At 38.1% G+C, this 24,967-nt stretch carries 29 protein-coding genes and 1 tRNA gene; 13 read left to right on the forward strand and 17 right to left on the reverse strand.

The genetic code is table 11. The features are described 5' to 3' along the window. Positions 1–1,443 (reverse strand): sulfatase, encoded by a 1,443-nt coding sequence (locus tag IPM65_02345; protein QQS44416.1) that lies wholly within the window; start codon positions 1,441–1,443, stop codon positions 1–3. A gap of 58 nt (positions 1,444–1,501) precedes the next feature. Here IPM65_02345 and IPM65_02350 point away from each other — a divergent pair, with 58 nt between their 5' ends. Genes IPM65_02350 through IPM65_02360 form a run of 3 tightly spaced genes read left to right on the forward strand, consistent with a single transcriptional unit; the run spans position 1,502 to position 3,943 of the window. Continuing rightward, complete coding sequence (locus IPM65_02350) at positions 1,502–2,782, forward strand: YcaO-like family protein (protein ID QQS44417.1); 1,281 nt, start codon at positions 1,502–1,504, stop codon at positions 2,780–2,782. Continuing rightward, positions 2,779–3,534 (forward strand): SagB/ThcOx family dehydrogenase, encoded by a 756-nt coding sequence (locus IPM65_02355; GenBank protein ID QQS44418.1) that lies wholly within the window; start codon positions 2,779–2,781, stop codon positions 3,532–3,534. The genes IPM65_02350 and IPM65_02355 overlap by 4 nt, the downstream gene beginning before the upstream one ends. 37 nt (positions 3,535–3,571) lie before the next feature. Then, positions 3,572–3,943 carry a hypothetical protein gene (locus tag IPM65_02360; GenBank protein ID QQS44419.1) on the forward strand — a complete coding sequence of 124 codons (372 nt, stop codon included), beginning with the start codon at positions 3,572–3,574 and terminating at the stop codon, positions 3,941–3,943. A 117-nt stretch (positions 3,944–4,060) separates the two neighbouring features. Here the strand turns inward: IPM65_02360 and IPM65_02365 are convergent, their stop codons facing one another. Further along, positions 4,061–4,210 carry a hypothetical protein gene (locus IPM65_02365; protein ID QQS44420.1) on the reverse strand — a complete coding sequence of 50 codons (150 nt, stop codon included), beginning with the start codon at positions 4,208–4,210 and terminating at the stop codon, positions 4,061–4,063. Positions 4,211–4,246: 36 nt separating this feature from the next. Here IPM65_02365 and IPM65_02370 point away from each other — a divergent pair, with 36 nt between their 5' ends. Beyond that, positions 4,247–4,804 carry a hypothetical protein gene (locus IPM65_02370; protein QQS44421.1) on the forward strand — a complete coding sequence of 186 codons (558 nt, stop codon included), beginning with the start codon at positions 4,247–4,249 and terminating at the stop codon, positions 4,802–4,804. Between the two features lie 324 nt (positions 4,805–5,128). On the opposite strand, the gene IPM65_02375 is transcribed toward IPM65_02370, so the two are convergent. After that, positions 5,129–5,602 (reverse strand): hypothetical protein, encoded by a 474-nt coding sequence (locus tag IPM65_02375; GenBank protein ID QQS44422.1) that lies wholly within the window; start codon positions 5,600–5,602, stop codon positions 5,129–5,131. Between the two features lie 48 nt (positions 5,603–5,650). Here IPM65_02375 and IPM65_02380 point away from each other — a divergent pair, with 48 nt between their 5' ends. Continuing rightward, positions 5,651–7,888 (forward strand): hypothetical protein, encoded by a 2,238-nt coding sequence (locus tag IPM65_02380; protein QQS44423.1) that lies wholly within the window; start codon positions 5,651–5,653, stop codon positions 7,886–7,888. Here the strand turns inward: IPM65_02380 and IPM65_02385 are convergent. Genes IPM65_02385 through IPM65_02405 form a run of 5 tightly spaced genes read right to left on the reverse strand, consistent with a single transcriptional unit; the run spans position 7,858 to position 11,155 of the window. Continuing rightward, entirely contained in the window at positions 7,858–8,739 is an 882-nt protein-coding gene (locus IPM65_02385; protein QQS44424.1) for a 7-cyano-7-deazaguanine synthase, read from the reverse strand. The two genes, IPM65_02380 and IPM65_02385, sit on opposite strands and share 31 nt — an antisense overlap. Then, positions 8,739–9,611: a metallophosphoesterase gene (locus IPM65_02390; GenBank protein QQS44425.1), complete on the reverse strand. Its 873-nt coding sequence runs from the start codon at positions 9,609–9,611 to the stop codon at positions 8,739–8,741. Before IPM65_02390 ends, IPM65_02385 begins: the two co-directional genes overlap by 1 nt. A 5-nt stretch (positions 9,612–9,616) precedes the next feature. Beyond that, a complete protein-coding gene (locus tag IPM65_02395) occupies positions 9,617–10,603 on the reverse strand; it encodes a hypothetical protein (GenBank protein ID QQS44426.1) in 987 nt (328 codons plus the stop codon). Next, positions 10,596–10,889, reverse strand: coding sequence for a PqqD family protein (locus IPM65_02400; protein ID QQS44427.1), 294 nt, complete (start codon positions 10,887–10,889; stop codon positions 10,596–10,598). The genes IPM65_02395 and IPM65_02400 overlap by 8 nt, the downstream gene beginning before the upstream one ends. After that, positions 10,886–11,155: a PqqD family protein gene (locus IPM65_02405; protein QQS44428.1), complete on the reverse strand. Its 270-nt coding sequence runs from the start codon at positions 11,153–11,155 to the stop codon at positions 10,886–10,888. The genes IPM65_02400 and IPM65_02405 overlap by 4 nt, the downstream gene beginning before the upstream one ends. A 26-nt stretch (positions 11,156–11,181) precedes the next feature. Between IPM65_02405 and IPM65_02410 the strand changes: the two genes are divergently transcribed. Both IPM65_02410 and IPM65_02415 read left to right on the forward strand, forming a co-directional pair. Further along, positions 11,182–12,462 (forward strand): signal peptidase I, encoded by a 1,281-nt coding sequence (locus IPM65_02410; protein ID QQS44429.1) that lies wholly within the window; start codon positions 11,182–11,184, stop codon positions 12,460–12,462. Then, a complete protein-coding gene (locus IPM65_02415; protein QQS44430.1) occupies positions 12,459–13,262 on the forward strand; it encodes a hypothetical protein in 804 nt (267 codons plus the stop codon). The genes IPM65_02410 and IPM65_02415 overlap by 4 nt, the downstream gene beginning before the upstream one ends. Here IPM65_02415 and IPM65_02420 read toward each other — a convergent pair. From IPM65_02420 to IPM65_02430, 3 genes are all read right to left on the reverse strand, one after another. Beyond that, positions 13,246–13,677 (reverse strand): tail fiber domain-containing protein, encoded by a 432-nt coding sequence (locus IPM65_02420; protein QQS44431.1) that lies wholly within the window; start codon positions 13,675–13,677, stop codon positions 13,246–13,248. The genes IPM65_02415 and IPM65_02420 overlap by 17 nt on opposite strands. Positions 13,678–13,681: 4 nt before the next feature. Further along, positions 13,682–14,173, reverse strand: a complete 492-nt coding sequence (locus IPM65_02425; protein ID QQS44432.1) for a hypothetical protein — start codon at positions 14,171–14,173, stop codon at positions 13,682–13,684. Positions 14,174–14,264: 91 nt separating this feature from the next. Further along, complete coding sequence (locus IPM65_02430) at positions 14,265–15,482, reverse strand: O-antigen ligase family protein (protein ID QQS44433.1); 1,218 nt, start codon at positions 15,480–15,482, stop codon at positions 14,265–14,267. Between the two features lie 581 nt (positions 15,483–16,063). Here IPM65_02430 and IPM65_02435 point away from each other — a divergent pair. The 5 genes from IPM65_02435 (at position 16,064) to IPM65_02455 (ending at position 21,190) form a co-directional block, all read left to right on the forward strand. Further along, a complete protein-coding gene (locus IPM65_02435) occupies positions 16,064–17,731 on the forward strand; it encodes a hypothetical protein (GenBank protein ID QQS44434.1) in 1,668 nt (555 codons plus the stop codon). A gap of 6 nt (positions 17,732–17,737) precedes the next feature. Continuing rightward, the gene (locus IPM65_02440) at positions 17,738–18,970 is read left to right on the forward strand and encodes an O-antigen ligase family protein (protein ID QQS44435.1); all 1,233 of its coding nucleotides are present in this window, start codon (positions 17,738–17,740) and stop codon (positions 18,968–18,970) included. A gap of 9 nt (positions 18,971–18,979) precedes the next feature. After that, a tRNA-Gln gene (locus tag IPM65_02445) sits at positions 18,980–19,050 on the forward strand. A 282-nt stretch (positions 19,051–19,332) separates the two neighbouring features. Then, on the forward strand, positions 19,333–20,826 hold the full coding sequence (locus tag IPM65_02450; GenBank protein ID QQS44436.1) for a hypothetical protein: 1,494 nt from the start codon (positions 19,333–19,335) through the stop codon (positions 20,824–20,826). Then, positions 20,798–21,190 carry a hypothetical protein gene (locus IPM65_02455; GenBank protein QQS44437.1) on the forward strand — a complete coding sequence of 131 codons (393 nt, stop codon included), beginning with the start codon at positions 20,798–20,800 and terminating at the stop codon, positions 21,188–21,190. The genes IPM65_02450 and IPM65_02455 overlap by 29 nt, the downstream gene beginning before the upstream one ends. Before the next feature lie 307 nt (positions 21,191–21,497). Here the strand turns inward: IPM65_02455 and IPM65_02460 are convergent, their stop codons facing one another. From IPM65_02460 to IPM65_02485, 6 genes are all read right to left on the reverse strand, one after another. Next, positions 21,498–21,731, reverse strand: a complete 234-nt coding sequence (locus IPM65_02460) for a hypothetical protein (GenBank protein QQS44438.1) — start codon at positions 21,729–21,731, stop codon at positions 21,498–21,500. Between the two features lie 587 nt (positions 21,732–22,318). Beyond that, entirely contained in the window at positions 22,319–22,528 is a 210-nt protein-coding gene (locus IPM65_02465) for a recombinase family protein (protein ID QQS44711.1), read from the reverse strand. Continuing rightward, positions 22,522–22,755 carry a recombinase family protein gene (locus IPM65_02470; GenBank protein ID QQS44439.1) on the reverse strand — a complete coding sequence of 78 codons (234 nt, stop codon included), beginning with the start codon at positions 22,753–22,755 and terminating at the stop codon, positions 22,522–22,524. Before IPM65_02470 ends, IPM65_02465 begins: the two co-directional genes overlap by 7 nt. Continuing rightward, on the reverse strand, positions 22,752–22,985 hold the full coding sequence (locus IPM65_02475) for a hypothetical protein (protein ID QQS44440.1): 234 nt from the start codon (positions 22,983–22,985) through the stop codon (positions 22,752–22,754). The genes IPM65_02470 and IPM65_02475 overlap by 4 nt, the downstream gene beginning before the upstream one ends. A 46-nt stretch (positions 22,986–23,031) precedes the next feature. After that, complete coding sequence (locus tag IPM65_02480; protein QQS44441.1) at positions 23,032–23,805, reverse strand: pentapeptide repeat-containing protein; 774 nt, start codon at positions 23,803–23,805, stop codon at positions 23,032–23,034. An 86-nt stretch (positions 23,806–23,891) separates the two neighbouring features. Then, complete coding sequence (locus tag IPM65_02485) at positions 23,892–24,335, reverse strand: hypothetical protein (GenBank protein QQS44442.1); 444 nt, start codon at positions 24,333–24,335, stop codon at positions 23,892–23,894. 152 nt (positions 24,336–24,487) lie between these two features. On the opposite strand from IPM65_02485, the gene IPM65_02490 reads away from it, so the two are divergent. After that, positions 24,488–24,703 (forward strand): helix-turn-helix transcriptional regulator, encoded by a 216-nt coding sequence (locus IPM65_02490; GenBank protein ID QQS44443.1) that lies wholly within the window; start codon positions 24,488–24,490, stop codon positions 24,701–24,703. The last annotated feature ends 264 nt before the right edge of the window (positions 24,704–24,967 follow it).

Here is a 24,967-nt window from a genome sequence, read left to right on the forward strand (position 1 = left end):
TTAATATCCTAAACTTTTCAATTCATCAATCAGAGTGCTGTTATTTTTCGTCTCTTCCTGATATGTTTCAATATTGAGTTCTGAAATGTATTTTTGCATAGCTGTCTGTAAATCTGACACTATTTCATTTTCTATTGTAACAAGATTGCGCTGTTCTTCCGGATCAGAAACGATATCATACAGTTCTTCCCGTTGTCCTCCGTACAGACATGCATTGGGTAATGAAAGTATATATTTGTACGAGCCTTTCATTACGGCAAACTTGGTGAGATTGTAGTTGGAAAAGAAAATGTATTCGTCGGATGCTGGTTGCGGTTGAACCTGGGTCATTTCCGGCCATAAACTTTTTCCCGTAAACTGTTCTTTTGTATAAGGAATCTGAACAAGATCAAGAATCGTTGGGAGGATGTCAACGTTTGTTATCCGCTTCGTAAGAAACTGCTGCGCTTTTTGCACGGGATTATAGATAACAAAAGGGATGCGGACCGTTGAGTCATACAGGCTTTCACCATGGGCAAAATAATACTGATGATCAAAGCTCTCACCGTGGTCGCCATAGTAGATAACAAGTGTATTCTCCATGAGATTGTTTTTCTCGAGTGCATCAATAATTTTACCTACCTGACGATCTGAAGATGAGATTTCAGCATCATACAAAGCTTCATATCGCTTGATTAGTTCAGCGGGAGCCTCTTCTTGTGAACAAGCATAGTATGGATTTTCAAAACTGTTTACCTCTTTAAATTGCTGAGATTGCAATAACCCGCAATCCAAATCGCTTTGAAACATGCATCTGTTTTCCTTCGGAGGATAGTACGGACTGTGCGGGTCCATGAGGTGGATCCAGTAAAAAAATGTATCTTCTTTGTTGTCAGCAAACCAAGAGACACTTTTGTCAACGAACTCTTCATACTGTTCTCTATTCTGCTTCCATGCATTGATATCATACTGCTCAAAAATATTAAACGAATCGAACCCTCGGCTCAAACCCGTGAAATCGTCATGAAGTATCCCCGATGTTACAAAACTAACGGTTTTATACCCGTTCTTTTGTAGAATGGCAGCAAGTGTCTCCGTGTCATTTAGACGTTCCGTGTTCGTAAATAATCCGCCCTCATCGGCGTGCTGCGGACTGGCATTAGAAAAAATACCTGTCTGTGATGGAGATTTTCCGGTAAACAGCATAGCAAATGACGGATATGTCTGAGGTATCAGTGTATACGCGTTTTGAAATACCGTCGCCTGTTTTGACAATTTTTTCAGGTGCGGATCTGTCTCTCTGTCATATCCGTAGGTTGAGAGATGATCAGGTCGGACAGTATCCACGGAAATCAGCACAATATTTAAATCGGGATGTCGCAGATCTCTGGTTTTGTACGAAAGAAACCATACGCCCGCTATAATGACGGTACTGAGTAGAAGAGCTTGAAATATAGGTCTCATAAGTGATCGTTATATATAATATACTAGCTCCAAAGCATGTGTCACATTTTTCATACCTATGCGGGATCTTAAAACGACTACAATCGAAACACTTACTAGGCTGCAAGACATAGACATCATTGAGAGAATAGATAATTATTCCGAGCGTTTCTATGATGAGCCAAGGCACTTTTACTTTGGGACTGTGTTATCTTCTGATTATGAAAAAATTCTGAGGAAGGATTACTTTTATCATTCCGAACAGTCAATCGGAGTGGGAATATCTTTTGAATCACCCTATCATGCACTTTTAAAATCAATAATGGAAGCGGTTGAGCGTTTTTCTCAAAGATCCGTCCCTACTGATCGGATACGGTACCGAACTCTATCTGTCTCCGAACAAAAGGCTTCAATTTTTTTCCAATCTGAAGACTTAAACTTTAAACTCAAGCCGTTACAATTCGGCTTTGTGGAAGGAATGGATATGATTACAGGACAACCTGCGGAGGTCCCTGCACAATACGTATACCTGGAGTCGTACCATAAACTGACAAATCATACTGAAACACTTTTTACCCCGGATATTTCCACCGGTACTGCGGCCGGTTTTGATGAAGAAAAGGTCCTCATGACCGGTATTTGTGAGATTGTAGAACGGGATGCTCTCATGTCACTTTACCTCAACTCGGTACCTTTGCATCCGATAGATACGCGAAGTTTACCGTTTCAAAAGATAAAAAGGATAATAAATCTCTGCAGAAGATATCTCCTGACGCCGTATATTTTCATCATACAGACCGATTTACAGATTCCTGTCGCTATGACAATACTGGTAGACAAGACGGGGTACGGAGCCGCTGTTTCAGTGGGTGGGGGATGCTCACCCGAGATTGAAAGTGCTATTATTCACAGTATTGAAGAGTCGCTGGCATTCCGATTTCTCATAAAACGGAAAATGAATGAGCTACGTACGACCGAATTCAATATAAAGCAAAGCGAAATTATCGACAATACATATATGCAAATGTACTGGAGCGCTTTGGATAAGATTAATGAATTATCGTTCTGGATTGATCAAGATCCTCTTCCCTATCAACATCCCGATAATCCGATACAAAAGCTCTCCGATTTTGTCTCTTTGTGTAAGAAAAGAAAGATTCCTCTGTATAATGTAAATATCACTCCAAAGCCTTTGCAAGATGCAGGAATAGTGGTGCGAAGAGCTGTTATGCCTACGCTTCAGCCATTTTATGATGATCGGACTAAACCATTTATTTATAAAAAGAGGATAGAGACGGTATCAAAAAAATTTAATAAACACACCTATACCTTAAATCCCATTCCCCATCCGATACCATGAAAAAAATTGATATAAAAGAGCTCACTCAGACAAGAAGTCATGCGTACCAAAGATTTCATAAGAAAACGATTCTTTCGTCCATTCCTCAATTTGAGTTTATGCCTGATGAACTGCCTGAAGCAGCTACGAAAACCTACTATAAGTCGTATCCGCGATTCCCGGAGATCAAACTTCCGACGCCGGACATGAAGCTGGGAAAACTGAGCGAATCTTTTGAGCAAAGAACTTCTTCCCGAACCTTTTCCAACAAACCGGTTTCAATGAAGCAGTTGAGCACACTTCTCCATTTCTCTGCCGGAGAACATAATAAAAATAAACGATTTTACCCTTCCGGCGGGGCAAGATATGGCTTAGAGACGTATCTCATTTCAACAAATACTTCTCTTGAAAACGGTGTGTATCATTACTATGTTCCCGGACATTCTCTCGAAAAACTCCTTTCGATAGATACCGTAGATTTTCACAAAGCATTTACCCCTTACAATCAAACATGGGCTAAGAATATGGGCTTCATGATTGTGATGACAGCCGTTATCGATAGAATATTCATCAAATACGGTGAGAGAAGCTATCGATTTGCGCATATCGAAGCCGGCCATATGGGGCAGAATATGTATCTGATCTCCAATCAAATCAGTCTGAATTGCTGCGGCGCAGCCGGCATCGTTGATACATACTTTGAAAAAGTGCTGGATATCAACCTGGAAAAGGAGCCCATAATCTACACGGTGATTTTTGGCAGTATCGGTTGATAAGTAAAGCCTAAACTGATAATGTATAACTATATCTATGAAACTTCTCAAGTACATCATCATTCTTCTTTTTGTCGTGGTACTGGCCGAAGCATTTTATTTGTTCGTGATCAAAGGCTTTCAGTTTGGTCCTAAGAAACAGAACACTGCACAAACAGCAATCACAAGGTCTCCTACAGCAACTCCGTCCGAACCGTCAGAGATTGAGATTGATGAAAATCGGCTGGAAAGTATTGACCAATTTTATTACGACATTAACCCCAATATGGCCCTTGATCCTAAAGTGATTTACAGTCACATCTTTTATAAAAAAAGGTGTTACCCAGAAATCGGTCATACAAAATACTCATCAGGGAAGGATCTCTCAAATCGATCGTACCCCACGCAAAGCTTTTTACGGGTATTATGATTCTGTCCTTACAATCAGACTGGTCAATTCGGATAATCCGAATATTGGAATCACCCTCAACTTCAGTGAAGAGGATCTGAAAAGGCTAAATGTTTTCATCGACCTTGATGAGGAAATTCAAACTGCAAGTACGGACATCCTTAAGGTAGGAGACACGATTGTTGTTGAGGATACTATTGATGCTACCGTCTCTATTCCGAATGAGGCTGCAGGACAGGATGGTTTCTTGACCAAATCTTGGGGATTTAATAGAATTAAGACAGTCATAACCAAAATAAACTAATATCATTCATAACGATTTATATGCGAACAAAAATTCATAATTATTCGAAGCCGAAAATCACTTCAAAAAAAATCAAGAGTAATTTTTTTTACAGTAAAAGAATGTATGACGGTGAGGATCTTCTTGCCGGTATGATGGATGTTAGGATTCTTGCACGGTCCGGCTCTTGTAGCTGTTTCCCTGATTATACGAAAGTACTCCTTCCCGGCAACAATACGAAATCGATAAGAGATATTCGAGAAGGAGACACGGTGACTTCATACAATCTTGATGAGAATAGATTGACTGAGAGCAAAGTCATGGAGCAAATTATTCATCTTGATGCAAAAGTACAGTACTTTATCATCAACGGGAATATCAAGACAACCGCAGAACATCCGTTCTGGGTAAACGGAGAAAGATGGACAAGAGCCCACGAGATAAAGGTAGGAGATTGGCTGCTTACACCGACAGGTGAAAAAGTGGAAATTTCCGATATCGAGTCTTATTCCGCAGTAGAGACAGTATACAATCTTGAGCTGGAAGGAGAAGAACACAACTATTTTGCAGAAAATGTACTGGTACATAACCAACGCTAATGTAAGATGTCTCCGTTTTTGAAAAATGATATAACCTTTTCCTCGTCCTTGGGGAAATCAAGGTAATAAAAGTGATTAAACTCCGCTACAAACTTCAGAAATATTTCCATTTTGTCTTTTACCTGCACACCGTCATAAGTAAAATCACCTAAAAATAAATTCAGTATCTGCTTATTGTCTTCCAGTTTTGTGACTTTGACATTCGCTCGATTTTCTCAAAAAGAAGATTTTCCTGAGAGGATAGCTTTCCGAATGCTTAGTTAGCCACCAATTCCTTTCCCATAACGGATTTTGGAAGCAATGGAAGGTATTCCCAATCTTTAATCAGGACAAATCATCAGCAAAACGGTGGAACTTTTTCCGTAGGAGTGTACTGATTGTAGTCTTCCCCGCCCCGGATTTTCCTAAAAAAAGATATGCTCTTCCTTCGTGAATAATGCTTGATGCATGCTGAAAAAATCCGGTATCTTTTATGAGAATACTCAGAATTTCCGTAATAATATAATGAAATTGAGACGTGCTTATGGAATAATAAGTTCGGATACGATTCGGAGATTTTTGCTCATAGAGATTGATAAAGTGAAATTTGCTTTGAATACCGGGAATGACACTCATGATATTGCTTTCCCGAAACTCAATCGTATAATCAACCTTTTTGGGCTTTTCCATAGAGACAAAGTCGCGAAAAAGCATCATTATCTCTCGCTGCAATTTGTCGCGAAGAAACACCGTAAAACGGGGCTTGATCATAACGACTTTAATTGAAAAGCCGATAATATTCAGATAAAAAGTACTCATAGATCCTTGTATAATAATCAGACCCATTATAGCCTAATCATAATCCGTATGTCAGAGATTCATCCCATCATTCAAACCATTGAGAACAACGATGAGGCTTATATACTGTGGAAAGATCACAACATCAAAAATGCAATTGTTTTGCATATAGACGCACATTTAGATTACAGAAACGATCGTGCCGGACTTCATATCGGGAATTATCTAAAGCATGCAGTTAAAGAACATCTTGCAAAAACGATCTACTGGATAGTGCCGGGAAGCGGCAAACAGTTTACAAGCAAGCGGCAAGCGATCAAACAAAAACTGCGTTCTGCAGGGATTCACGAAGAAATAGTACAAGCAAAATCAGGACTAACGACACTTATTGACCAAACTCGCTTGATCGTATGCCCCTTAGGACTACTACCGAAGACTATCGAAGAACCATATGTCATCGATATTGATCTCGATTTTATGTTTTTTTCTTCCTGTCTTACGGCCGATCGGGTACGTAATATTGGCAAAAGATCGCCGTGGATCTCTACTGAGTATTTTGCAAAGACAATAAAACCGTTGGTAAAAAGTGCCGCATTGACTACTCTTTGCTACTCGACAACCGGAGGCTGGACTCCTATGAGATATCGCCATTTCGGAGATCAGATTTTACATATTTTGGGAACTCAAAAGGACAGTATTCATCAAAGAATTATCGCTGGAAATTTTTTTACTTCGTTCTGGAAATATTTCAAAGATAATACATTGCAGCAGGCGAAAAAATATTATCAGTCTGCTTTAGCACTGAATCCGACATACGCAAGTTTTTTCATGACTGACGGTCCTCTGTTCATATTGAAAGGTGACTTGAGAAGTGCAAGAACAGAATTTTCCCGACTGCAGCAAATTGATCCTCAAAATATTTATGCAATCTTTGGCCTGGGCCTCGTGGAGCTACTTTCAGGCAATTTGACAAAAGCGAAGGTCTTGATGGAAAAAGCACGATCAATAACGAGTAATAAGGAAATTGTACTCTTTTTAATATATATACAGTCACAACTTGGTGAGCACGAGATGGTTCAAGAACTTCTGACGGAGTACAAAAAGAGTACGTTCCCTGAAAAACCGCTACCCACAAATGTTCTTAACGGGATACTCCATGAGATCGCGGAAAAACTTAAGACAGAGCATCAGATAAAAAATATCGGACAGATGTATCTGTATCCGAATCCTCACGCGGTCACAGTATGGAAAAGGCTGGCGGAATACTCCTCCAATAACATCGGAAACTGGACTGAAGAACCTGAAAGCCTTCGGCATACAGCAGCCGCAATCGAACTTGATCTTATCGAAAAAATGGTTGATTTATATTTCGAAAACCCTGCCGCATATGGAGGATATATGACATCCGGTGCGACGGAAGGAAATATTTTTTCTGCATGGCTGGGACGTAAATATCTTGAAAAGAAACCCGTGAAATCTCCTATCATACTTCTTGCCAATGACCTCGCCCATTACTCTATCTTCAAGGCAGCAGACGTAACCGGTCTAACCGTTCAATCCATCCCGGTCAATACCAAAGATTGGAACACGGATACCGACAAACTCATAAAAACAGTCGTCAAATTAAAGAAAAAAGGTATTTCAAAATTTCTTATACCTCTCACTCTCGGATACACAGTCGGAGGGACAAATGATGACGTTCAAACAATTGTTCAGGAACTACGCCGGTTGAAAGAGAAAATGGGTATTGAGTATTTCCTTTGGATCGATGCCGCACTTTCCGGCCTTACCATACCGTTTCTTAAGAATGACTATAGATCCTATTTCTCTCAGGAAATCCATACGGTTGTCGTTGACTTTCATAAGGCTCTCGGCGTCCCGATGCCGGCAGGATTTGTTCTCTACCGAAAAGAATTGGCGGGACCGATAAAAACGACTATCCCTTACCTGTCAACCGGTGACAGCACTCTCCTCGGTTCACGAAACGGAATTGCTCCAATAGCAGCCTGGATGAGTATCCATCAGTATGGATTTACCAAACTTTCCCGTATCCTTAAGAAAGAAATACATCGCAAGAATAGGATAATAAGCGAAGTGCGAAGAAAATTTCCGGATGCAAGAGTAATAACTGACAGCGATTCACTCCATGCCGCCATATTAGTACATGAAGCGCTTCCTCAATCATTCTGTACACGATATGGGCTGCATCTCCGAAAATATACGATAAACAACAAAGAATACTTGTTGTATCCCTTGTTTTTCATGCCCCGATGGGATCAGGAATATGCAAGCGGTCCGCGGGAATGAAATTTGTATTCAGTCGGGTCAGAGATACCCGCCCGGAGAAAACTTTGTTTTCTATACTGACAGAAATAACATCTGCCGCAGTGAATTTTGTAGTTTATCGGACTGATACAGCTAAACATTTTTTCGAGCGGATATCCTTTCTCAGTAGCCCAACGTATCAAAATATCTTTGTCCCAAAAAAATCCGAGTTCTTTCTCTAAAGCAAGGGATGTATACTGCCAGTTCATGTCACCGGTCAAAATGCAAAGATTTTGCATCACGCTTCGCATCGCCGTCAGCGTCTCATACTTCAAACTTTCTCCGTCTGACGTGACGAATGCAGAGAAGATCGTGCGGATTGATACATTCTTTTCTTCCTGAAGAAAAAGCGCATACTCGGCAGCATTCAGGGCTAAAAGACCGCTGTAAAGAGGTAAGCCTTTCCTCTGATTTGTGTCACTACTTACAACCTCCTGAGAATGCTCGGTGATCTTCCATCTGATCTCTTTCGGAGGCATAGGAACATCCAAGTACTGGACTGTCTGAAAAAGCTTAGCATATTTTTTCTGGAAAAACTGAGAGAAGAACCGTACTGCATTTTCTTCCCGTTGGATGCGCTTATGTCCTCTCCGGAAAAAAACAGGGTAGACCTGCATCTGATACTCTTCAAGAAGCATTCCCCAAAGTATAGTAGAGTCCAAACCACCGGATACGGTGAGGATTACCGATTCTCCTTTTTGAGGCATGCGGAAAACATATCCCCGCTTCTCCTTCAAAAAAGACTCAATGCATTTCAAGGCTGAAAGGTCTTCAAGCTTTCGCTCTATTAACATTCTCTGTAGTTGTTTACTTGTGAGTTTCGGTAATTTCATCAGTAACGAATCATAAAATTGCTTTTCCTTCCCCGTTTAAATTTTTTTATATAGGGAGAATATGTTGAGACTTTGATTTCTTTCTTGTTCGGAAAGAACTGAAAAATCCGTAAAAACCCGTTTCCGCCTTTTTCGAGATCCTGAAAATTCTGTACGGCTTGATGAACTGCTTCTCCGCACGTATTAGCACTCATTATATAATTCTCTCCCGTTTGTGTATGAAAATGACCGGAGAGAACTAAACGGATATTGCAGTTTGTCTTGATAAGTTTATGCCAGATATCCTCACCGGCATTACCGAGACCGCCATAATGAGATATATCGCTCCGGTACGGCAGATCGTCGTAGACAAATGCATGTGTCGCAATTACGGCCATTGTATCACGGTGCCGTTTCAAGATGTTGTCAGCCCATTGCAGAATCTTATCTGACGGATCAATCTGCAGATGAATAAAAAGGAGAGAGAATGTGTCAACAACAATATGCTGATAACTATTCTGATTCCCGAGGTATCCTCCTCCGTACCATGATTGTTTTCGGAATTTCTTTATCGGGAAAAAATGATTATAAGTCTGGAAAGAAACTTGTTCATCGTCATAAAAATCAGCATCATGATTCCCGGGCGCCAAAGCATAAGGAATAACTCCATCAAGCTTGGACAGTTCTGCCGCCATTTTGTGCCATTGTGTCTGATCCGCTGAATTATCATCAACGATATCCCCCAAATGCGAAACGAATCGGATGTTTAGTTTCTCCTTTTCCTTCAATATCCAATCCAGTTGTGCTGAAAAAATTTCAGGATATTTCGACGCATAGAGTTGTGTATCTGACAAAACAATAACGGAATAAAAGGGATTATGCCGAAAAAACATATGATTTATTGTATCCTGACACCCATCACATAGGCGGGATCTATCTTTGCGGAAATAATAAACTCATCTCCCGGTGAAACAGATAACTTTTTGTTTGCAGAGGCCTTCAAGACACCCTGCGGAGGAATATTCAGATTCTGTGCCAGATTCTGAACATGGTTTCTACTGAGTAAATCAATCTTTAACTTAGCACTTCCCAATGTTCCGAAATGCCCATCTTTATTGAATATTCCTGTATCTTTGGTATCCCCCACTGCCACTTCAACACGAGAAAAGGTGTACTCATGATGCACTACGATATGAAGGCTTTTATCCTTCACGTAATAATTATCTCCTTTTTCTGACAACAGGAATGACGGTTTTTCGCTAGAGTTAAGGAGAACAGCGTGCGGATACTGACCTTTAAATGAAATACCTCCTCCAAACTGCTCCCGAGATTTATGCTTCAGATCTGCAAAAGCAGTACCGGGAGAAAAAATTAAGGTTTGTTTAGGAGTCGTATCCTCCGGAAAAAAATCCATATCAAGAGAGTGTATAACAGAAGTTGCTCCCACTCCTTTTCCGCTATTTATAATGCATATGGCTTGCGGAAGCAGCTTCCCCGAGTAATATGGCCAGTCATGAAGCGCTTCTACCTCCGGGTTATCCTCTTCTCGATATTCGGCAAGTTTATCTCCGAACGGTACAGCTGCAAACTGCTTGGTTCCCCAGAACGTCCAAGAATCTGTTTTTTTATCAAATACAAGAACACGTGAATACGCAGGTTCAGAATCCCAGTTCTTTTGTGCAGGAAGACTGGCTTTTCGATGTGCGAGCGTAATCAAATCAAGAACTTTTGTATGAAACATTTCAGGAATAGACACGACTACGGCTTCACCCTGATGGAGGACAGTATTCAGTACACTTGAAAAAGAACATTCCTTTATAACGCTTACTGAATGTACTGACTGAATAATCGTCGGATCGCCGGGAATAATCGGCAGCTTATGCATGAGAAGATTTTGTGGGTTTCTTTTCGATTAGTAATTTTTTCTTCATAAGTTTGTCTACAAACTCTTTCGTATCTTTCAGGGCTTTCTCCTGATTAATTTCATACTCATCGACCAGATATTTTACAAGATCACTAAAAGTCGCACCTTTTTTTAGCTGCTTGAAAAGATCAGCAGCCGTTTCGTTGAGGGTATGCAAAATTGAGGTTTCACCGTCGAAGATAAATACCTCCTCATTCACCTGCTGGACAACGAGGTCTTTTTTGAGTTTATATTTTGATTTCTTCATACGCTCTCAACTATATGTAACTTGACCAGTGACTGGATAAATGTCTTAACCTCCTTTTTGGCGTTGTTATTTGATATCTCGTACTCCTTCGTTAATGAAGCTATTATTTGCACCAATGTTTTTTTTTCTTTCAGGGACTGAAAAATGATAGAACCCGTTTCGTTAAACGTATAGAGTTTTGACTCTCCAGCATCAAAAATAATTATTCCTTCCGGAACCTTCTGAACAATAGCTCCCTTTCTGATTTCATATTTCTTTTCAGCCATATCGGGTATAGTATACTATTTTTCACATGTCTGCAAAAAATAATGTAACAATTGATCTAAGAACTACCGATCACATTAAGTCATTCGGCCACAGCATGTACCCGATTCTTCACAACGGAGATATTATTTATTACAAAAAAACTCCTTATCAAAAAATCAAACTGAATGACATAATCATCTCCCAAAAGAACAACCTTTATGTCACCCATAGAGTTATATATAAAACTTCGGATTATATTATTACAAAGGGAGATAATAATTTAGAAATTGACGAGCCGCTCTTGCCTGAATCAATCATCGGTGTTGTAAATAAAGTACAACGAGGCAAAGTAACGTTTATCCCTGAAACCTATTACCTCCTCCAGTCTTCAATATATTACCAACATATACATTCCGTGATTAAGGAAATGGAGCGCCATACGATCTCCTATGTATTGCTAAAAGGACTCCCTCTGCATCTAAAATATCACCAGGAACACCCGCGAAAAGGTTTTTTTGATTTTGATATTCTTATTTCTCCCACAGATAGAGACGTACTTATGAAAATACTGAATGATCTCGGTTTTAAAAGACGATATGATTTCCTTTCACCAACCCACGAAAGACTTATGAACAAATCTATCGAAGAAACATGTATGAAGAAATTTGAAGGATTTAATATCGCAGTTGATATCCATTATGAAGCTGTATTTATGATGACTCAGATCGGAACACTCAACCCTCTATATCATCAGAGCTACATTGACGGATTCACAAAGGAACTTTTTAACAATACCGTCACTTTTCAGGAACACGATCTTAAATGTCAGTTGCTTACTGATGAGTATCTCTTCGTATATCTCTCTCTACATTTTTTTCATCATAATTTTAAAAGTCTTCATCGACTAAACCTAATCGCAGCGCTAATTCAATCAATTCCACGAGCAAAGCGTCACGGATTCTGGAAATCTGTTTTTTCTATCATTCACAAGTATCGTCTGCAAGGATATATTTACGGAACATTTATAAGTTTAGAAAAATACCTTCCGGCAACAAGTATTCCACAATGGTTCTTGAATAAAATACGACCGGGCAAAGCTCAATGTAATTATTTAAAAAACTACTTTCTCACAGAGCATATTTATGAAGAATACAACGCTACCCGCGCCGGGATCTTATTATTTACACATCTATATATTCTTTCATATAATCCATGGTACAAAAAAATACTCGTTTTTTTACAACCTGCAGTCATTTTCATGATGGTATGGCTTGTATACTATTACGTTACAACAAGATGTAAAAAATTACTCCGTACATTTCTATGAAGAACTCCGTAATTATCCTGAATACTGCCGCTATATATATTGCTATCGATTTATCACGAATAGCTGATCCTGATATCTTAAAAGCGCTCTCGGATCAAATCTCTACGTTCTATAAGATGGAGATTGTTAGGAATTTTAAGAAGAAACCGGATTTCACCATTTACTACGTTGCTGATGAAGAATACCGATTTGTAAAACAGCAAATAAGGAAAGGAACCAGTATTAACTACTTCTTGGAAACCTTTAGCATTGGAGAGGACTCGGCAAAAATCCACTATCATGTAAGTATTGCTCAATTCCAATTCTTCTTAAAATTAATCTTACAATCGATTCTCGGGTCCCGAAAGGGTTTCATACTTCACTCCTCCGGAATCACAGACGATCAGCATGCATTTCTGTTTTTAGGTCCGAACGGGATCGGAAAATCTACCATCGTAGATAACCTTTCACAAAAATATCGTCCCTATGCAGACGATATGGTGATTGTCAGGAAAATTGAACGGGAGTGGTACGCTTTTCAGCTTCCTTTGGAAAAAAAACGTTATAAAAAGATCCCAGATTCAAAAATGCCGATTCGGGCATTATTCTATCTGTCTCAAAGCAAAAAAACCAAATTACAGAAAATCTCTTCTACAGAGGCTAGTAAAAAGCTTCTTGACCAACTCATAAGAAACGGTCTCACAAAAAAAAATATAACATATCTTTTTGAATTTTTAGCTTTTGTAGATCACTACATTCTTGAAACTCCGAAGAAGACTGCTATAAAAACTATTGAAGGATTAGTCAGCTCTTATCAGTAAGACGTTTTTTTAAAGAATCAATCTCTTTCTGCTGATCTTGGACCGCCTGCACAAGAAGTGATATTACGCCGGCATAATCTACCCTCAACAGGCCGGATGTTTCAACAACAGACTCCGGGAGAACATCCCGAACATTTTGGGCGATCAGCCCTGCCGACTCCTTTGAAGTCCCTTTCCATGTGTACGTAACCGGCTCCAACTTCATCACTCGTGAAATTGAGTTCTTGAGAGGCTTCACAGAAACCTTTAACGACTTATCCGAATAAATAATCGGCAGATACAGGCTGTTGCTTGCGGCATATACCTCATTCATAAGTAAACCCTCAAGTAACGTATCGTCGTGATACCTTGAGAACAGATTTAATTGTATTTCCTCGACAGATACCGACGGTGGAATAAATTTCTTTTTTTGCATAGCTTTAAAGCAGTTCCAAACTGATAGAGCTCGCCGAATTACTTAGAATATTATAATCAAATATTATTCGGATTACGGTACCCGCCGTGATCAACTCCTGCATCTTCTCATATGTCGCAGGCTGCTTTTCGTCCTCGGAAGTTAGAATAACAGTTTTATCGATGGTTGCCTGATCGAAGTAAAACGAAACCTCTTCCTTCACACCAACAACTTTCACGGTCAGTTCTGCTATCTGAGATGAATCATTCTTACTCAAACCCAGTACAGTCCCCCTGTACACAAGGGAAGCTGATGCGGATTCCAGACCGGCAGTTTCTGCGATATAGACAGCCTGCCTTCCTTTTTGTTCAGGCTTCGGTATAGGCGATGCGGTACTGAGTTTGCTGCCTACAGTCCCTGAAGCATTTCCTTTTCTATATAGAATAATTCCTGCTTCCACTACAATCACAATCAATAACAGAACGATCACAGCAGGTAAAAAATATATTTTTTTCATAAAGCAATAAAGAAAATCTGTTTATCTATCTTTATCATGATACATTAAAATAATGCTTCCCGAAAATTAGAATAGTTATATATATTAGTTACTACTGATTTCTTACCGATTTTTCATAATAGCAGTCAAGATTGTTCGCATGACACCAAGCTGAAAACCAATCTCTATCTTCAAACTGCATTTCGGGATAAAGAATCGTATATTCCCGCAGATGCTTCTCAACATATGACCGTGCATCTTCTTCTGAGCGGACAAGCGACATTAATTCAAACACCTTTACTACGTAGCCGGTATCCCGGGGGGCGCGATTTAGTGCTGATAGATAGTACTGCAATGCTTTTGAATTATTTCCTATTGACGAATTGAATCTTCCAAGAAATGACATATCAAAAGGGACATCTCTATAGAGATACGCATACTTGTTAATTAATATCTCCATTTGATTAAATTTCTGATTTCTATATAAATCCGCAATCTGATAACGATACCCCTTATCATTTATTGGATAGAGCCGTAACGCCAAAGAAGAATTCCCCCGCGCATTTACGTACGAAGATACGAATATTCCTACACCAAATAGAGCAACAAGGAAGGATACTGATTTCAATAGTATCGAACCATGAATAGATGCTTTTTCTTCGTATAAAAGAGCTCCGCAAATAAAAAAGAATACAAACAAAAATGCCATAAGGTGATAATAATTGAATTCAAAGAGGACAAACAATCCAATAAAAACTGAGCCGATTACATTATTAATAACTCGTTTCCTGCGCATTTGACGGATTACCTTACGAGTCACCACAAATATGATGAGTGCAAACGTCAGAAACGAAACGATCCCATGTTCAGCAGCGATATCGATAAATAAGTTATGGCTTGTGCTGACGACATAATCAATGTTTTTAGAATAATAAAGACTGGCGTAGTAAAAATTCCCTCCACCATAGCCTGTTAAAGGGCGTTCTCGAATGGCTTGCAGTGCTGTCGTAATAAACCCTATTCTTCCGTTATCAAAATCTTTATAGTGAAAAGCTGTTTCGTCACGGATGACAACTGTACGAAGTTGAGAAATAACCGGGATTTCTGTTTGGTCTGCAAACGGAATGAGAAGAAATAGGACTGTTACTAGCGCTACTAGCAGTGAAATTTTATAGTTTCTGATGCTCTTGAAGACAGCATTGTTCGTGAGATAATCGACCATAATAACTACCAACATCCCAAGATACGCTGACCGCAGATAGCTCAGCCACAACAGTATCGATAATAAAAATACTGATACGATAGATGCTGTCGTTCGCCTATGGCGCATATATACGAAGGAAATTATCAGCAATAAGAATACAAATACTCCTTGGGGATAATGTGTTAAATCTACTACGCGATAGATAAGCTGATCATCATGAGTTGGTACTATATTAGAAAAGATAGGATGCTCCGTTAATAATAATCCGCTATACAACAAGCTGAGGAGTGAAGATACCACAATAAACGGGACTACGTATTTCTGTATTTGATTTGCATTGTTGTAAACATAGATAAATATCAAAAAAAAAAGAAACTATATAGAGGAAATATTCAAATGCTGTCTGGATATGTACGGCATAAATTGCTGACAACAGTGTTGTAATGATAAAAAGGATCATTAATAATCCCAAGTTATAAAGAATTCGTATCTGTACTTTGGATCGGATATACGTACTAAAAAAGCAAAAAGGAGTAATATAAAGAAGTATCATTGTGTTGTTCTCACCAGGAATAATCCCCACAAATTGAGAAGATACAGGAGAAACAAAAAAAGATAAAACAAAATGACGCGAAGTTTTGTAATCATTGACTTAAAGTATACAGTGAATGTGGTTTTTTCACATTTTAGTTGCTATTATAATAAGTATGCATAAGCAAGCTAATCGAGTAGTGCGGGTGCTTTTTTTCCTTCTTGTATCGTCGCTTGCCCTTTCCTATGCTAAAGGCGTCTCTGCTGCAGGACAGTGTGGGACACAAGATGATCGGCACTATCTGAATGTGCGTTTTTATGATGAAAACGGCAATATATGGGCTACGAACGCCCCTGACGGAGGACAGACAGTACAGCTTTCAGGATGCCGTCCGCCTCCCGAGAGAGCACCTGTACAAGTAGGCCGACCTGATCTCCCGGATACACCTATGGACAACTGGGTTGATGGTAGCGGCAACTGGAGGAGATGGATTTGTCGGGACAACCTAGCGACTGCTCAAATTAGAACATATCGCTGTGACACATTACCTCCGAACGAGTTTGTCTATATTGATGTATGGACATATCCTCCATATGACCCGAATCTGACGGAATGGACATATATCGATACGGGAGACGGCGAGACATTTTCCGGAGTCGGGCCTCGGGTGACAATTCCGAATTCTGATTTACAGGATGACTCTAGCGGGAGATACCATCTGAATGTACAGATGGTTCTGGCTACCACCGACATTCAGGGTTTTAAAGTCAAAATGCCAGGAAACTATACCAGTCCGTCAACCGATAATCAGACGGTCACTCTTGCAAATGGCGCAACAACAATAGCCACGACGACTGCTAACCCCTATTACTTTCTTGATCTTGATCCGCAGCCCACCTATACGGTATCAGTGACACAACCTGCCGTAAACTACGCCGTCGGATATACTCTTTGTTTCAATGCTACAAATTGCCATACAAGCGGTATAACTATGGGAAATGCCGCTACTTTCAATTCTCCTGCCGGCGGATACAGCGACCTTTGGTGGCATTATTGGGAGTATATCGGTTGGTATCGACTAAAACAGGCATCCTTTACTAAACAAGGGGCGATCGTCAACTTTATTCCGGTGAATACCCTCCCTTATGACGCTTATGATACAAACCAACCACTCCTGAATATTCGCCAGGCAGCTGAACCGGATGGGGTGGGGCTGGTAACATCAGGGGGCGGGATTGATCTTGGTCCTGGTAACGGAGCTACCGTCCCGGCTGTATCCCAGAAAAACTGGGCAAAGCTCACATACTCTGCAAACAAAGGATATCTTTCCAATCTCGGATCTTTCCTATCTTATGCCAGAGCTAAAAAGGAAATAAAAACGATAACCAATATCAATGATCTGGAATCAAATAAAATCAATATTTTTCAGGGAAACCTGACCCTTCAAAACAACACCATCAATCCTTCCCGAGACAACATGGTGTTAATCGTCCAGGGCAATCTGACAATTCAGAGTGCCCCCGGGAACAACTTCAATCAGGCGCGAAGATCCTGGGGGTTCATTGTCACAGGTCAAATCAATGTAAATCCTTCAATAAATGAAATGAACGGGGTGTTTATCGCCAACAACTTCGATCTCGCATACGGCGCAGCAACCAGCACAACACCTCTGAAAGTGGTCGGAAATCTGATCTCAAATACACCGCTCACCAATATTAAAAGATATCGTCCTGTTGCGGATTACCAAAGAGCATCGCTGTATGTCGTGTTCTATCCTGAGTACTATTATGACCTTGTGCCTTACCTCTCTACTATCACACAGGAAGGACGCCAGCTGGAGTAAGTTGAGATGAATACATTATTCACTCAGATAAAGTCAGATCGTATTAGAAAGTACGCTTTGTACGTTTTCTTGTTTTTTCTTCCTGTCCAGCTCGGTACTTTTTTCTTTCTCCCGATATCATACATTGACGGTCTCCGTATTGACTATCTGGCTCCGGCTTTATATATGACCGATCTCTTAGTCTGCATGCTCATTGCCGTACACTGGAAAACCATACGTGATGAGATAATAAAATATACACAAATCAAATGGTTGGTCTTTGCTTCTCTGTTAATTGTGCTTATTCAGATAGATACGGCAATACAGCCTGTCATCGCACTATATCGGACGGCAAAGGTAATTGAAGGACTTTTCTTGTTCTTCATTTTTCGCAAATCCGAAATACCGGCCCCCTTGCTGTTAAAAATACTTTTTTCAGCTGCGCTCACTCAACTGAGTATAGCGCTATATCATGTCCTGACGGGCCATTCTGTGCAGGGAGGAGCATATTTTTTGGGAGAACGTTCTTTTTCACTTTCCACACCGGGGATAGCAAAAGTAGCCATTTCAGGTGTAGAAGTACTTCGCGGGTACGGGACATTCTCTCACCCGAATTCTCTTGCCGGCTTCTACCTGCTGCTGTATGCTTTTGTCCTTTACGCTCCGAAATCGGCAGGCATCTGGAAGTACCTTTTTCTGGGAATATGTATGATGCTCATTGTCCTGTCTTTTTCAAAAGTAGCCATCCTGGGGGTACTTCTCCTGTCTGCATATTATGCCATCCGGAATCTCCAAAATTGCACGGTGTGTACACTCTCAAGAGTGACGGTACCGCTCGTACTGGCAATCATTATTTTCGGCACACAAGGGGATACGGAATCGTTGCAAAAACGCGTGTGGCTTACCGATTCAGCCGTAAAAATTATCACGTCATACCCGTGGACGGGAGCCGGTCTCGGGAACTACCTGTATGCACAGTCTGTATTCCCGATACCTTATACATATGTTTTTTTGCAGCCTGTTCATAATGTTTTTTTACTCCTTATAGCAGAGGCAGGCATACCCGTATTTTTTTTCATTTCTTATGTGTTTTTGCGGTATATAAAAGTGTATTTCAGTAATCCGCAAGTACACGCTGTACTCTTTGTGCTTCTGCTTACCGGTATGTTTGATCACTACTGGCTGACACTGCAGCAGAATTTTCTACTGCTCCCTGTCGTATTTGGACTTCTCCGAAAGCATGAACATGTGGTAAAATAGTGCTTACCTTGCCCGGTCGTCTAACGGTAGGACAACAGACTCTGGATCTGTTTATCTTGGTTCGAATCCAAGCTGGGCAGCAAAACTGGATTCGGACGGGAGTGACAGTAAAGATCAGACTATTACAGTAAGCTATAGTCAAAACACTTCCATAATTTTCTTCATCGGTTCTAAACTCATCGAGATACCAATAAAGCTCATTTTATATTGACAGCAAAGTCTAAATCGAACATGATTGACCCTAGTTAGGATTCGAACCAATTATTCCTATAGTCGAAATTGATACGTTTTGTTATACTATTTTGAATATATATTAACAGGACAATATAATTCAAATTCAGAAAAAATATATATAGTACTTAATGAGAGCTTTATTAGATACAAATATTGTTATAGATCGGGAAAATAATACAATTCTGGATAAAAAATGCCAAGATTTGTTCCGTATAGCTCAAGATAATAAAATAAATCTCCTTATTCATCCGTTAACAATAAAAGAGATTGAAAAGGATACTAATCAAGAAAGGAGAAAAATTTCACTATCAAAAATATCTTCATATTCACAACTTGAATCTCCAAAAATTTTATCTGACATTAGTCAATTCCCTGAACTAGGGAGTTTAAAAGGGAAAGACAAGATTGATGATAATTTACTTTATTGTATAAAGCGAAATGCAGTAAATCTATTAATCACAGAGGATAAGGGATTATTGAGTAAAGCAAGTCGTATCGGAATAGATGATAAGGTAATGAATATTATTGAAGCAAATAGATATTTTAATAATCTATTCTATTCCTATGTCGCTACACCAATACATTTGCAGGAAGTTCCATTATCAACCTTAAATTTTGATGATACATTTTTCGATTCACTAAAATCATCATATCCTGAGTTTAAAGATTGGTGGGAAAAGATTTCTAAAGAAGGCAGAAAAGGCTTTGTACATCAATTATCTGATGGAACCATAGCTTCTCTTTTAGTAATAAAAGAAGAAAATGAACCCATCGATGATAGTACTCCAGCAATTAAAAAAGCTAAACGATTGAAGATATGTACATTAAAAGTGAATGATACAGGTAAAAAAATCGGCGAGTTGTTTTTAAGAATTGCAATTGATTACGCTGTAGAAAAAAATATTCCTGAAATATATTTAACTCATTTTATAGAGGATAATGATAGGCTTGTATCACTAATTAAATCTATCGGATTTATAGAAAAATCAAAAAAAGCCAGTACTGGGGAACCAATATTTATCAAATATCTAGAATTAACTAAAGAGTTTTCGACTAGAAAAGATATCAGTAGGTATTTGTTCCCTACATATTACGATGGGCCAGAAGTAAATAAATATATTGTTCCAATCAAACCAGAGTACCATGATAGATTATTCGTCGGGAAACATGATCGTCAGCTTGCTTTGGCAGAATATAGCAACTCCATTGTAGAACAGAATACAGTTAAGAAAGCCTATATTTGTAATTCAAGAATTACTGGTCTACAGGAAGGGGATATTATACTTTTTTATTGTTCAGATACTTTAAAAGCACTTACATCCATTGGTGTAATTCAAGAAGTATATACGAATCAAGATGAAGCTACAGAAATTGCAAATAAAGTCGGTAAAAGAACTGTCTACAGCTTATCTGAATTAGAAGAACTTGCGAGAAAAAAAGCACTTGTGCTTTTATTTAGACATCATTTTTATTTCAATAAGCCAATGGATCTCAAGCTCTTACGTGATTCTTCTTTACTAAAAGCTGCACCTCAGTCTATAATGAAAATAGATCATCAAAAATATTTAGAGATTAAGAATAAAGCTCAAATTTATGAACGTTTTACTGTCGATAAAACCTAAGTATGTCGATAAGATAGTGCAAAGTATTAAGAAGTATGAATTTAGAAAAATCATTTTTAAGAATAAATCTCCTTGGAGGGTGTATATATATTGTTCTAGTCCAGTAAAAAAGATTGTCGGATATTTTACAATTGAAACGATTATTGAAGATCATCCTTATAATTTATGGGAGACTTGTAAAGATCATTCTGGTATCTCTAAAGAAGACTTCTTTACCTATTTTGAAGATAGAGAAAAAGGATATGCGATAAAGATTGATAAAATAGATATATTTAAAAATCCCGTTGAGCCAAATGAATATTTCGATAATTTTATTCCGCCTCAATCATATAAATACTTAGAGGTAGATTTATTGTCCTCATAGTAAGCTCTTCAACTTAATGGTAGAATTAATATTCTTAAGCACTTTCACATTTATACAGTAAAGTCATCGTCGTCGTTTGATGGTTCGAATCCATCTGTGTGTCGAATTCAGGATAAGAGAACAGAGATTCAGATATTAGTCCAATCAAAAATTATTATAAACCTTTTACAAAATGGAAAGGAGATTTTAACTATGACATATCCCGCTATACTAATAACATTAGCATTAATTGTTCAGATTAATTTTTCATTCTTGATACATATCCATAGGGATGGACGACTGACTTTACTGTATAAATGACGCACTTCTATATTAAAGTTTTATTACGTAATCGTCTTGAAATCGGCAGATATTTGATAAAGTCATGTTTTGCTTTTGGTGTTCCTTCTCGTAATATATATTTTGCAAAATCTTTCACTCCAATATTAATGTCTTCTATGAATTTGTCAGTATTTAAGTAAATAGCATCCGTGACATGTTTTTTATAATCATTCATAGTGATTTGAAGCTTTTCAGGTATCCGTATATCTTTTTCATCCATTTTTTCAATAATTTTATTTATGTAGTGCAATAATACTCGTTCCTTAACATAAGGTTCTTTACATTTTTATTCTTAAATCGTGAGCAATGATAATAAATATGGTGATGAGTACCACCTGACTTCAGTTTTCTGTACCTTTCCTCTCCTACTACCTTAGAACCACAATTTCCACAGATAAAAATATCTTTAAAAATAAAGAATTTATATCCCCATTTTCTCTTCATTGGCAAGCTTAGTTCTTTTGGGTTTCATCAAATATTTCTTTTGTAATGAGAGGTTCATGAGATCCTTTATACCATTTTACCACTTTTTAAGGAAACTCAAAGTAACCGTAATAAAATGGGTTTTTTAACATAAGATAAACCATGCTGTTGGTAATCTTTTACCCGTCCTAGTAGTAAATTTTTGCTTATCCATCCATTCTTTTACCATACGACAGCTATGGTACATATATGCAACACGGTCAAATGCACCTTTTACGATCTCTGCTCTCTGGATCAATAATTATGTCTTTCATGCCTCCTAAAGATCGATTTAAATAACCAAGAGGTGCAGGACCAGGTCTCCATCCCATCTCACATTTACTTTTAATCCTCTTTTACATTAATTCCTTTATTGTCATTCTCTAATTTTGCTTGTGAACACAAGATCATGAGTAAGAATTTATCGTTTGGAGTATTGCGGAAGGTTTGGGAATAAGTCCGAATTTCTTTTAATTTCCCTTGATCCATTAAATCTACTATGACTCCAAGATCACCTGCATTTCTTGATAATCTATCCGGGTGCCATGTTAGGATAGCATTAAACTCTCAAGCATGATATCTGCAATAAGTTCTTTAAACACTGGTCTTTGTCCTGATTGCTTCGCAGAATGGCTTTCTTGTCTTATTTCCTTGACTGTAGCTCCTTCTTTTTCGGCAATAAGGGTCATCTCTTTTATTTGCGAATCAATACTCATTGCCTGACGCTCGTCAGATTCTGATGATTTTCTGGCATAAAGACAGTATCCAATAGTATCACTCATATTGCTGGAATGAATTGTTTAATGGTGGCAATATCCTTCTTATCAACTGCATAAACACCAGAAATACTATATTCGTACTCTTGATCCTTATATAAATTTTCTACGTGTTGCTCAAGTAGAATTTCAGCGTAACAATGATTAAAGGTATTAATGATCCAACTGTGATAATACACATAGCCACTTATTGTTATTTCTATAGATACTATGAAAGCTTTTGTTTGTTGTTTCATACAACACAATGAGGCCAGAGAAGATTGAGGAAGTCAAGTTTAAATATTACATATATCTTTTATCAATGAATGGAATTGATTTTTCAATAAATTTAGCACCTAATTTTTCAGGATTTACATTTTTAGGAAATTGAGTTTTGCTGTTATAAATTGCTCCTATTAGTTTTAAATTTTCAGTTTTACAATTTTTAAAAACTGCTCCTTGTAAATTAGCTCCTGAAAAATTTGTTTTATATAAAGTACAACTATCAAATATGGAATGCTGTAAGTGTGCATTTTTAAACGAAGCTTTTATTAAGTCCGCTTTAAATTGTGTGCCGATTAATTTGGCTTCATCGAAAATAGCCAACCTTAAGTCAACAACTATAAATTTTGAATTCGTTAAATTAGCTTTTATAAAATTGGCTTCTTCTAATTGTCCTCCGCTAAAGTCTACACCCCATGCTACTGCATCTTGTAGATTTGCTTTACGAAGCCATGCATCTTTAAAAATGCAATCTTGTTCGAGCCAATTATTTGCTTTTAATTCCGCAAGAGCATTTAATGCCAGTCCATTATCACTACTACCAATTTGACGGATTAGTCTAGACTTTAATTCTTTCCGAGCTCTTTGTTCATTTATATAATCAATTATAAAAATAGTAAAAGTTAAACTTAAGGATTCAATTGCAATACCTTGAGCAAGTTGAGAACCGTGGTAAGCAAAATAAGAAGATGTAAGAAATATAAATATTAATGCAATAAAAATATACTGAAGAATAGGCTCTAAATCTGGCATTAGCTCTTTAGTAAATATGTTTTTAATATCGTTATTAATCATAAATATATAGATATAAAATAAATCAGACTATTATAGCAATAAAAACCCCTCTTTCGAGGGGTTTTAGTAAATAACGGATCCGTTATTTATTGAATCACTTCACACTCTTTAACTTCAATTACTCCAATTGTTTGGTTTCCAACAACACCTTGAACGGTCACAGTTTGACCATTCGTTAATGGTAGTAGTTGATCTTTATCTTTTACTTTACAGCTAATTTGAGTTAAAGAGAACTCTTTAGTAGCGATGTTTGTAAATGATAGTCCTGAATCTGTAATATTACTGATCTCAGCAGTAAATTGTACAAATTTATCTTGCCATTCATTTTCAGCAGCAACTTGATTAGCATCAAATGCGTCAGCCAAAGTTCTTGCTTCTATTACCATTGGAGTAGGGGTCGGTTCTGCTTCATTATTAGTTCCGGAGCCATTCGATCCAGAGCTATTATTTTTGTCACCAGATCCACTGAGTGCAGCAATAATAATAATTACTACCAGCGCTATTCCTCCCCACTTAAGTATTTTTTTCATATATACACCCCCTCTCTAATTTAATTTATCAATAGATAATGCTAGATATATCTTGCATTATCTATCCCTATAATACAGGACAAATCGAAAAAAAGCTAGATATATCTAGTAAATAAATATGTGTCGACTTAGTAAGCTTTTTGCTAAGTCGTATGAACTACAATCATCTATACAAAAAACTGGGTGAAAACATTGAAAAAATAAGAAAGGAAAAGAAGTTGACTCAAGAAAAACTTGCTGAAGATGCAGGTCTGCATAGGGAGTATTTTTGGGATATTGAAACTGGTCGGAATATATCTATTAAAACAGCATATAAAATTGCAAGGGCATTAGAGGTAAAGTTGTCTGAATTATTTGATTTTGAATAATTAGTCTCCATAAATTCTTCGGAAATTACTAGTACTGGTTCTATAGTTTACAGAAGGTCGGCGAAAGCCTTTCATTTTGAATGGTCCAGTATATTTTTTATCTTTCTCAATAATTTTTTGCATTAGCAAGGAAAATGCATCTGCTAAGTCATCATACTTTTCAGTCCCAAAATAAGTTAGTTGCTGGATTAGAGTTTGTGCATCTGAACCTTGGGGAAAGTAGACTTTACCATTTTGAAGTAGAGAAGCAGCAATAGAGAGTCT

Source organism: Candidatus Roizmanbacteria bacterium, assembly GCA_016700135.1.
Taxonomy (GTDB): domain Bacteria; phylum Patescibacteriota; class Microgenomatia; order UBA1406; family GWC2-37-13; genus UBA1450.

Bases quoted from the DNA above. Each gene is read 5' to 3' on its own strand.
- IPM65_02345 (QQS44416.1), bottom strand. From the start codon at position 1,443: ATGAGACCTATATTTCAAGCTCTTCTACTCAGTACCGTCATTATAGCG.
- IPM65_02350 (QQS44417.1), top strand. From the start codon at position 1,502: ATGCGGGATCTTAAAACGACTACAATCGAAACACTTACTAGGCTGCAA.
- IPM65_02355 (QQS44418.1), top strand. From the start codon at position 2,779: ATGAAAAAAATTGATATAAAAGAGCTCACTCAGACAAGAAGTCATGCG.
- IPM65_02360 (QQS44419.1), top strand. From the start codon at position 3,572: ATGAAACTTCTCAAGTACATCATCATTCTTCTTTTTGTCGTGGTACTG.
- IPM65_02365 (QQS44420.1), bottom strand. From the start codon at position 4,210: ATGACTGTCTTAATTCTATTAAATCCCCAAGATTTGGTCAAGAAACCA.
- IPM65_02370 (QQS44421.1), top strand. From the start codon at position 4,247: ATGCGAACAAAAATTCATAATTATTCGAAGCCGAAAATCACTTCAAAA.
- IPM65_02375 (QQS44422.1), bottom strand. From the start codon at position 5,602: ATGAGTACTTTTTATCTGAATATTATCGGCTTTTCAATTAAAGTCGTT.
- IPM65_02380 (QQS44423.1), top strand. From the start codon at position 5,651: ATGTCAGAGATTCATCCCATCATTCAAACCATTGAGAACAACGATGAG.
- IPM65_02385 (QQS44424.1), bottom strand. From the start codon at position 8,739: ATGAAATTACCGAAACTCACAAGTAAACAACTACAGAGAATGTTAATA.
- IPM65_02390 (QQS44425.1), bottom strand. From the start codon at position 9,611: ATGTTTTTTCGGCATAATCCCTTTTATTCCGTTATTGTTTTGTCAGAT.
- IPM65_02395 (QQS44426.1), bottom strand. From the start codon at position 10,603: ATGCATAAGCTGCCGATTATTCCCGGCGATCCGACGATTATTCAGTCA.
- IPM65_02400 (QQS44427.1), bottom strand. From the start codon at position 10,889: ATGAAGAAATCAAAATATAAACTCAAAAAAGACCTCGTTGTCCAGCAG.
- IPM65_02405 (QQS44428.1), bottom strand. From the start codon at position 11,155: ATGGCTGAAAAGAAATATGAAATCAGAAAGGGAGCTATTGTTCAGAAG.
- IPM65_02410 (QQS44429.1), top strand. From the start codon at position 11,182: ATGTCTGCAAAAAATAATGTAACAATTGATCTAAGAACTACCGATCAC.
- IPM65_02415 (QQS44430.1), top strand. From the start codon at position 12,459: ATGAAGAACTCCGTAATTATCCTGAATACTGCCGCTATATATATTGCT.
- IPM65_02420 (QQS44431.1), bottom strand. From the start codon at position 13,677: ATGCAAAAAAAGAAATTTATTCCACCGTCGGTATCTGTCGAGGAAATA.
- IPM65_02425 (QQS44432.1), bottom strand. From the start codon at position 14,173: ATGAAAAAAATATATTTTTTACCTGCTGTGATCGTTCTGTTATTGATT.
- IPM65_02430 (QQS44433.1), bottom strand. From the start codon at position 15,482: ATGCGCCATAGGCGAACGACAGCATCTATCGTATCAGTATTTTTATTA.
- IPM65_02435 (QQS44434.1), top strand. From the start codon at position 16,064: ATGCATAAGCAAGCTAATCGAGTAGTGCGGGTGCTTTTTTTCCTTCTT.
- IPM65_02440 (QQS44435.1), top strand. From the start codon at position 17,738: ATGAATACATTATTCACTCAGATAAAGTCAGATCGTATTAGAAAGTAC.
- IPM65_02450 (QQS44436.1), top strand. From the start codon at position 19,333: ATGAGAGCTTTATTAGATACAAATATTGTTATAGATCGGGAAAATAAT.
- IPM65_02455 (QQS44437.1), top strand. From the start codon at position 20,798: ATGAACGTTTTACTGTCGATAAAACCTAAGTATGTCGATAAGATAGTG.
- IPM65_02460 (QQS44438.1), bottom strand. From the start codon at position 21,731: ATGGATGAAAAAGATATACGGATACCTGAAAAGCTTCAAATCACTATG.
- IPM65_02470 (QQS44439.1), bottom strand. From the start codon at position 22,755: ATGAGTGATACTATTGGATACTGTCTTTATGCCAGAAAATCATCAGAA.
- IPM65_02475 (QQS44440.1), bottom strand. From the start codon at position 22,985: ATGAAACAACAAACAAAAGCTTTCATAGTATCTATAGAAATAACAATA.
- IPM65_02480 (QQS44441.1), bottom strand. From the start codon at position 23,805: ATGATTAATAACGATATTAAAAACATATTTACTAAAGAGCTAATGCCA.
- IPM65_02485 (QQS44442.1), bottom strand. From the start codon at position 24,335: ATGAAAAAAATACTTAAGTGGGGAGGAATAGCGCTGGTAGTAATTATT.
- IPM65_02490 (QQS44443.1), top strand. From the start codon at position 24,488: ATGAACTACAATCATCTATACAAAAAACTGGGTGAAAACATTGAAAAA.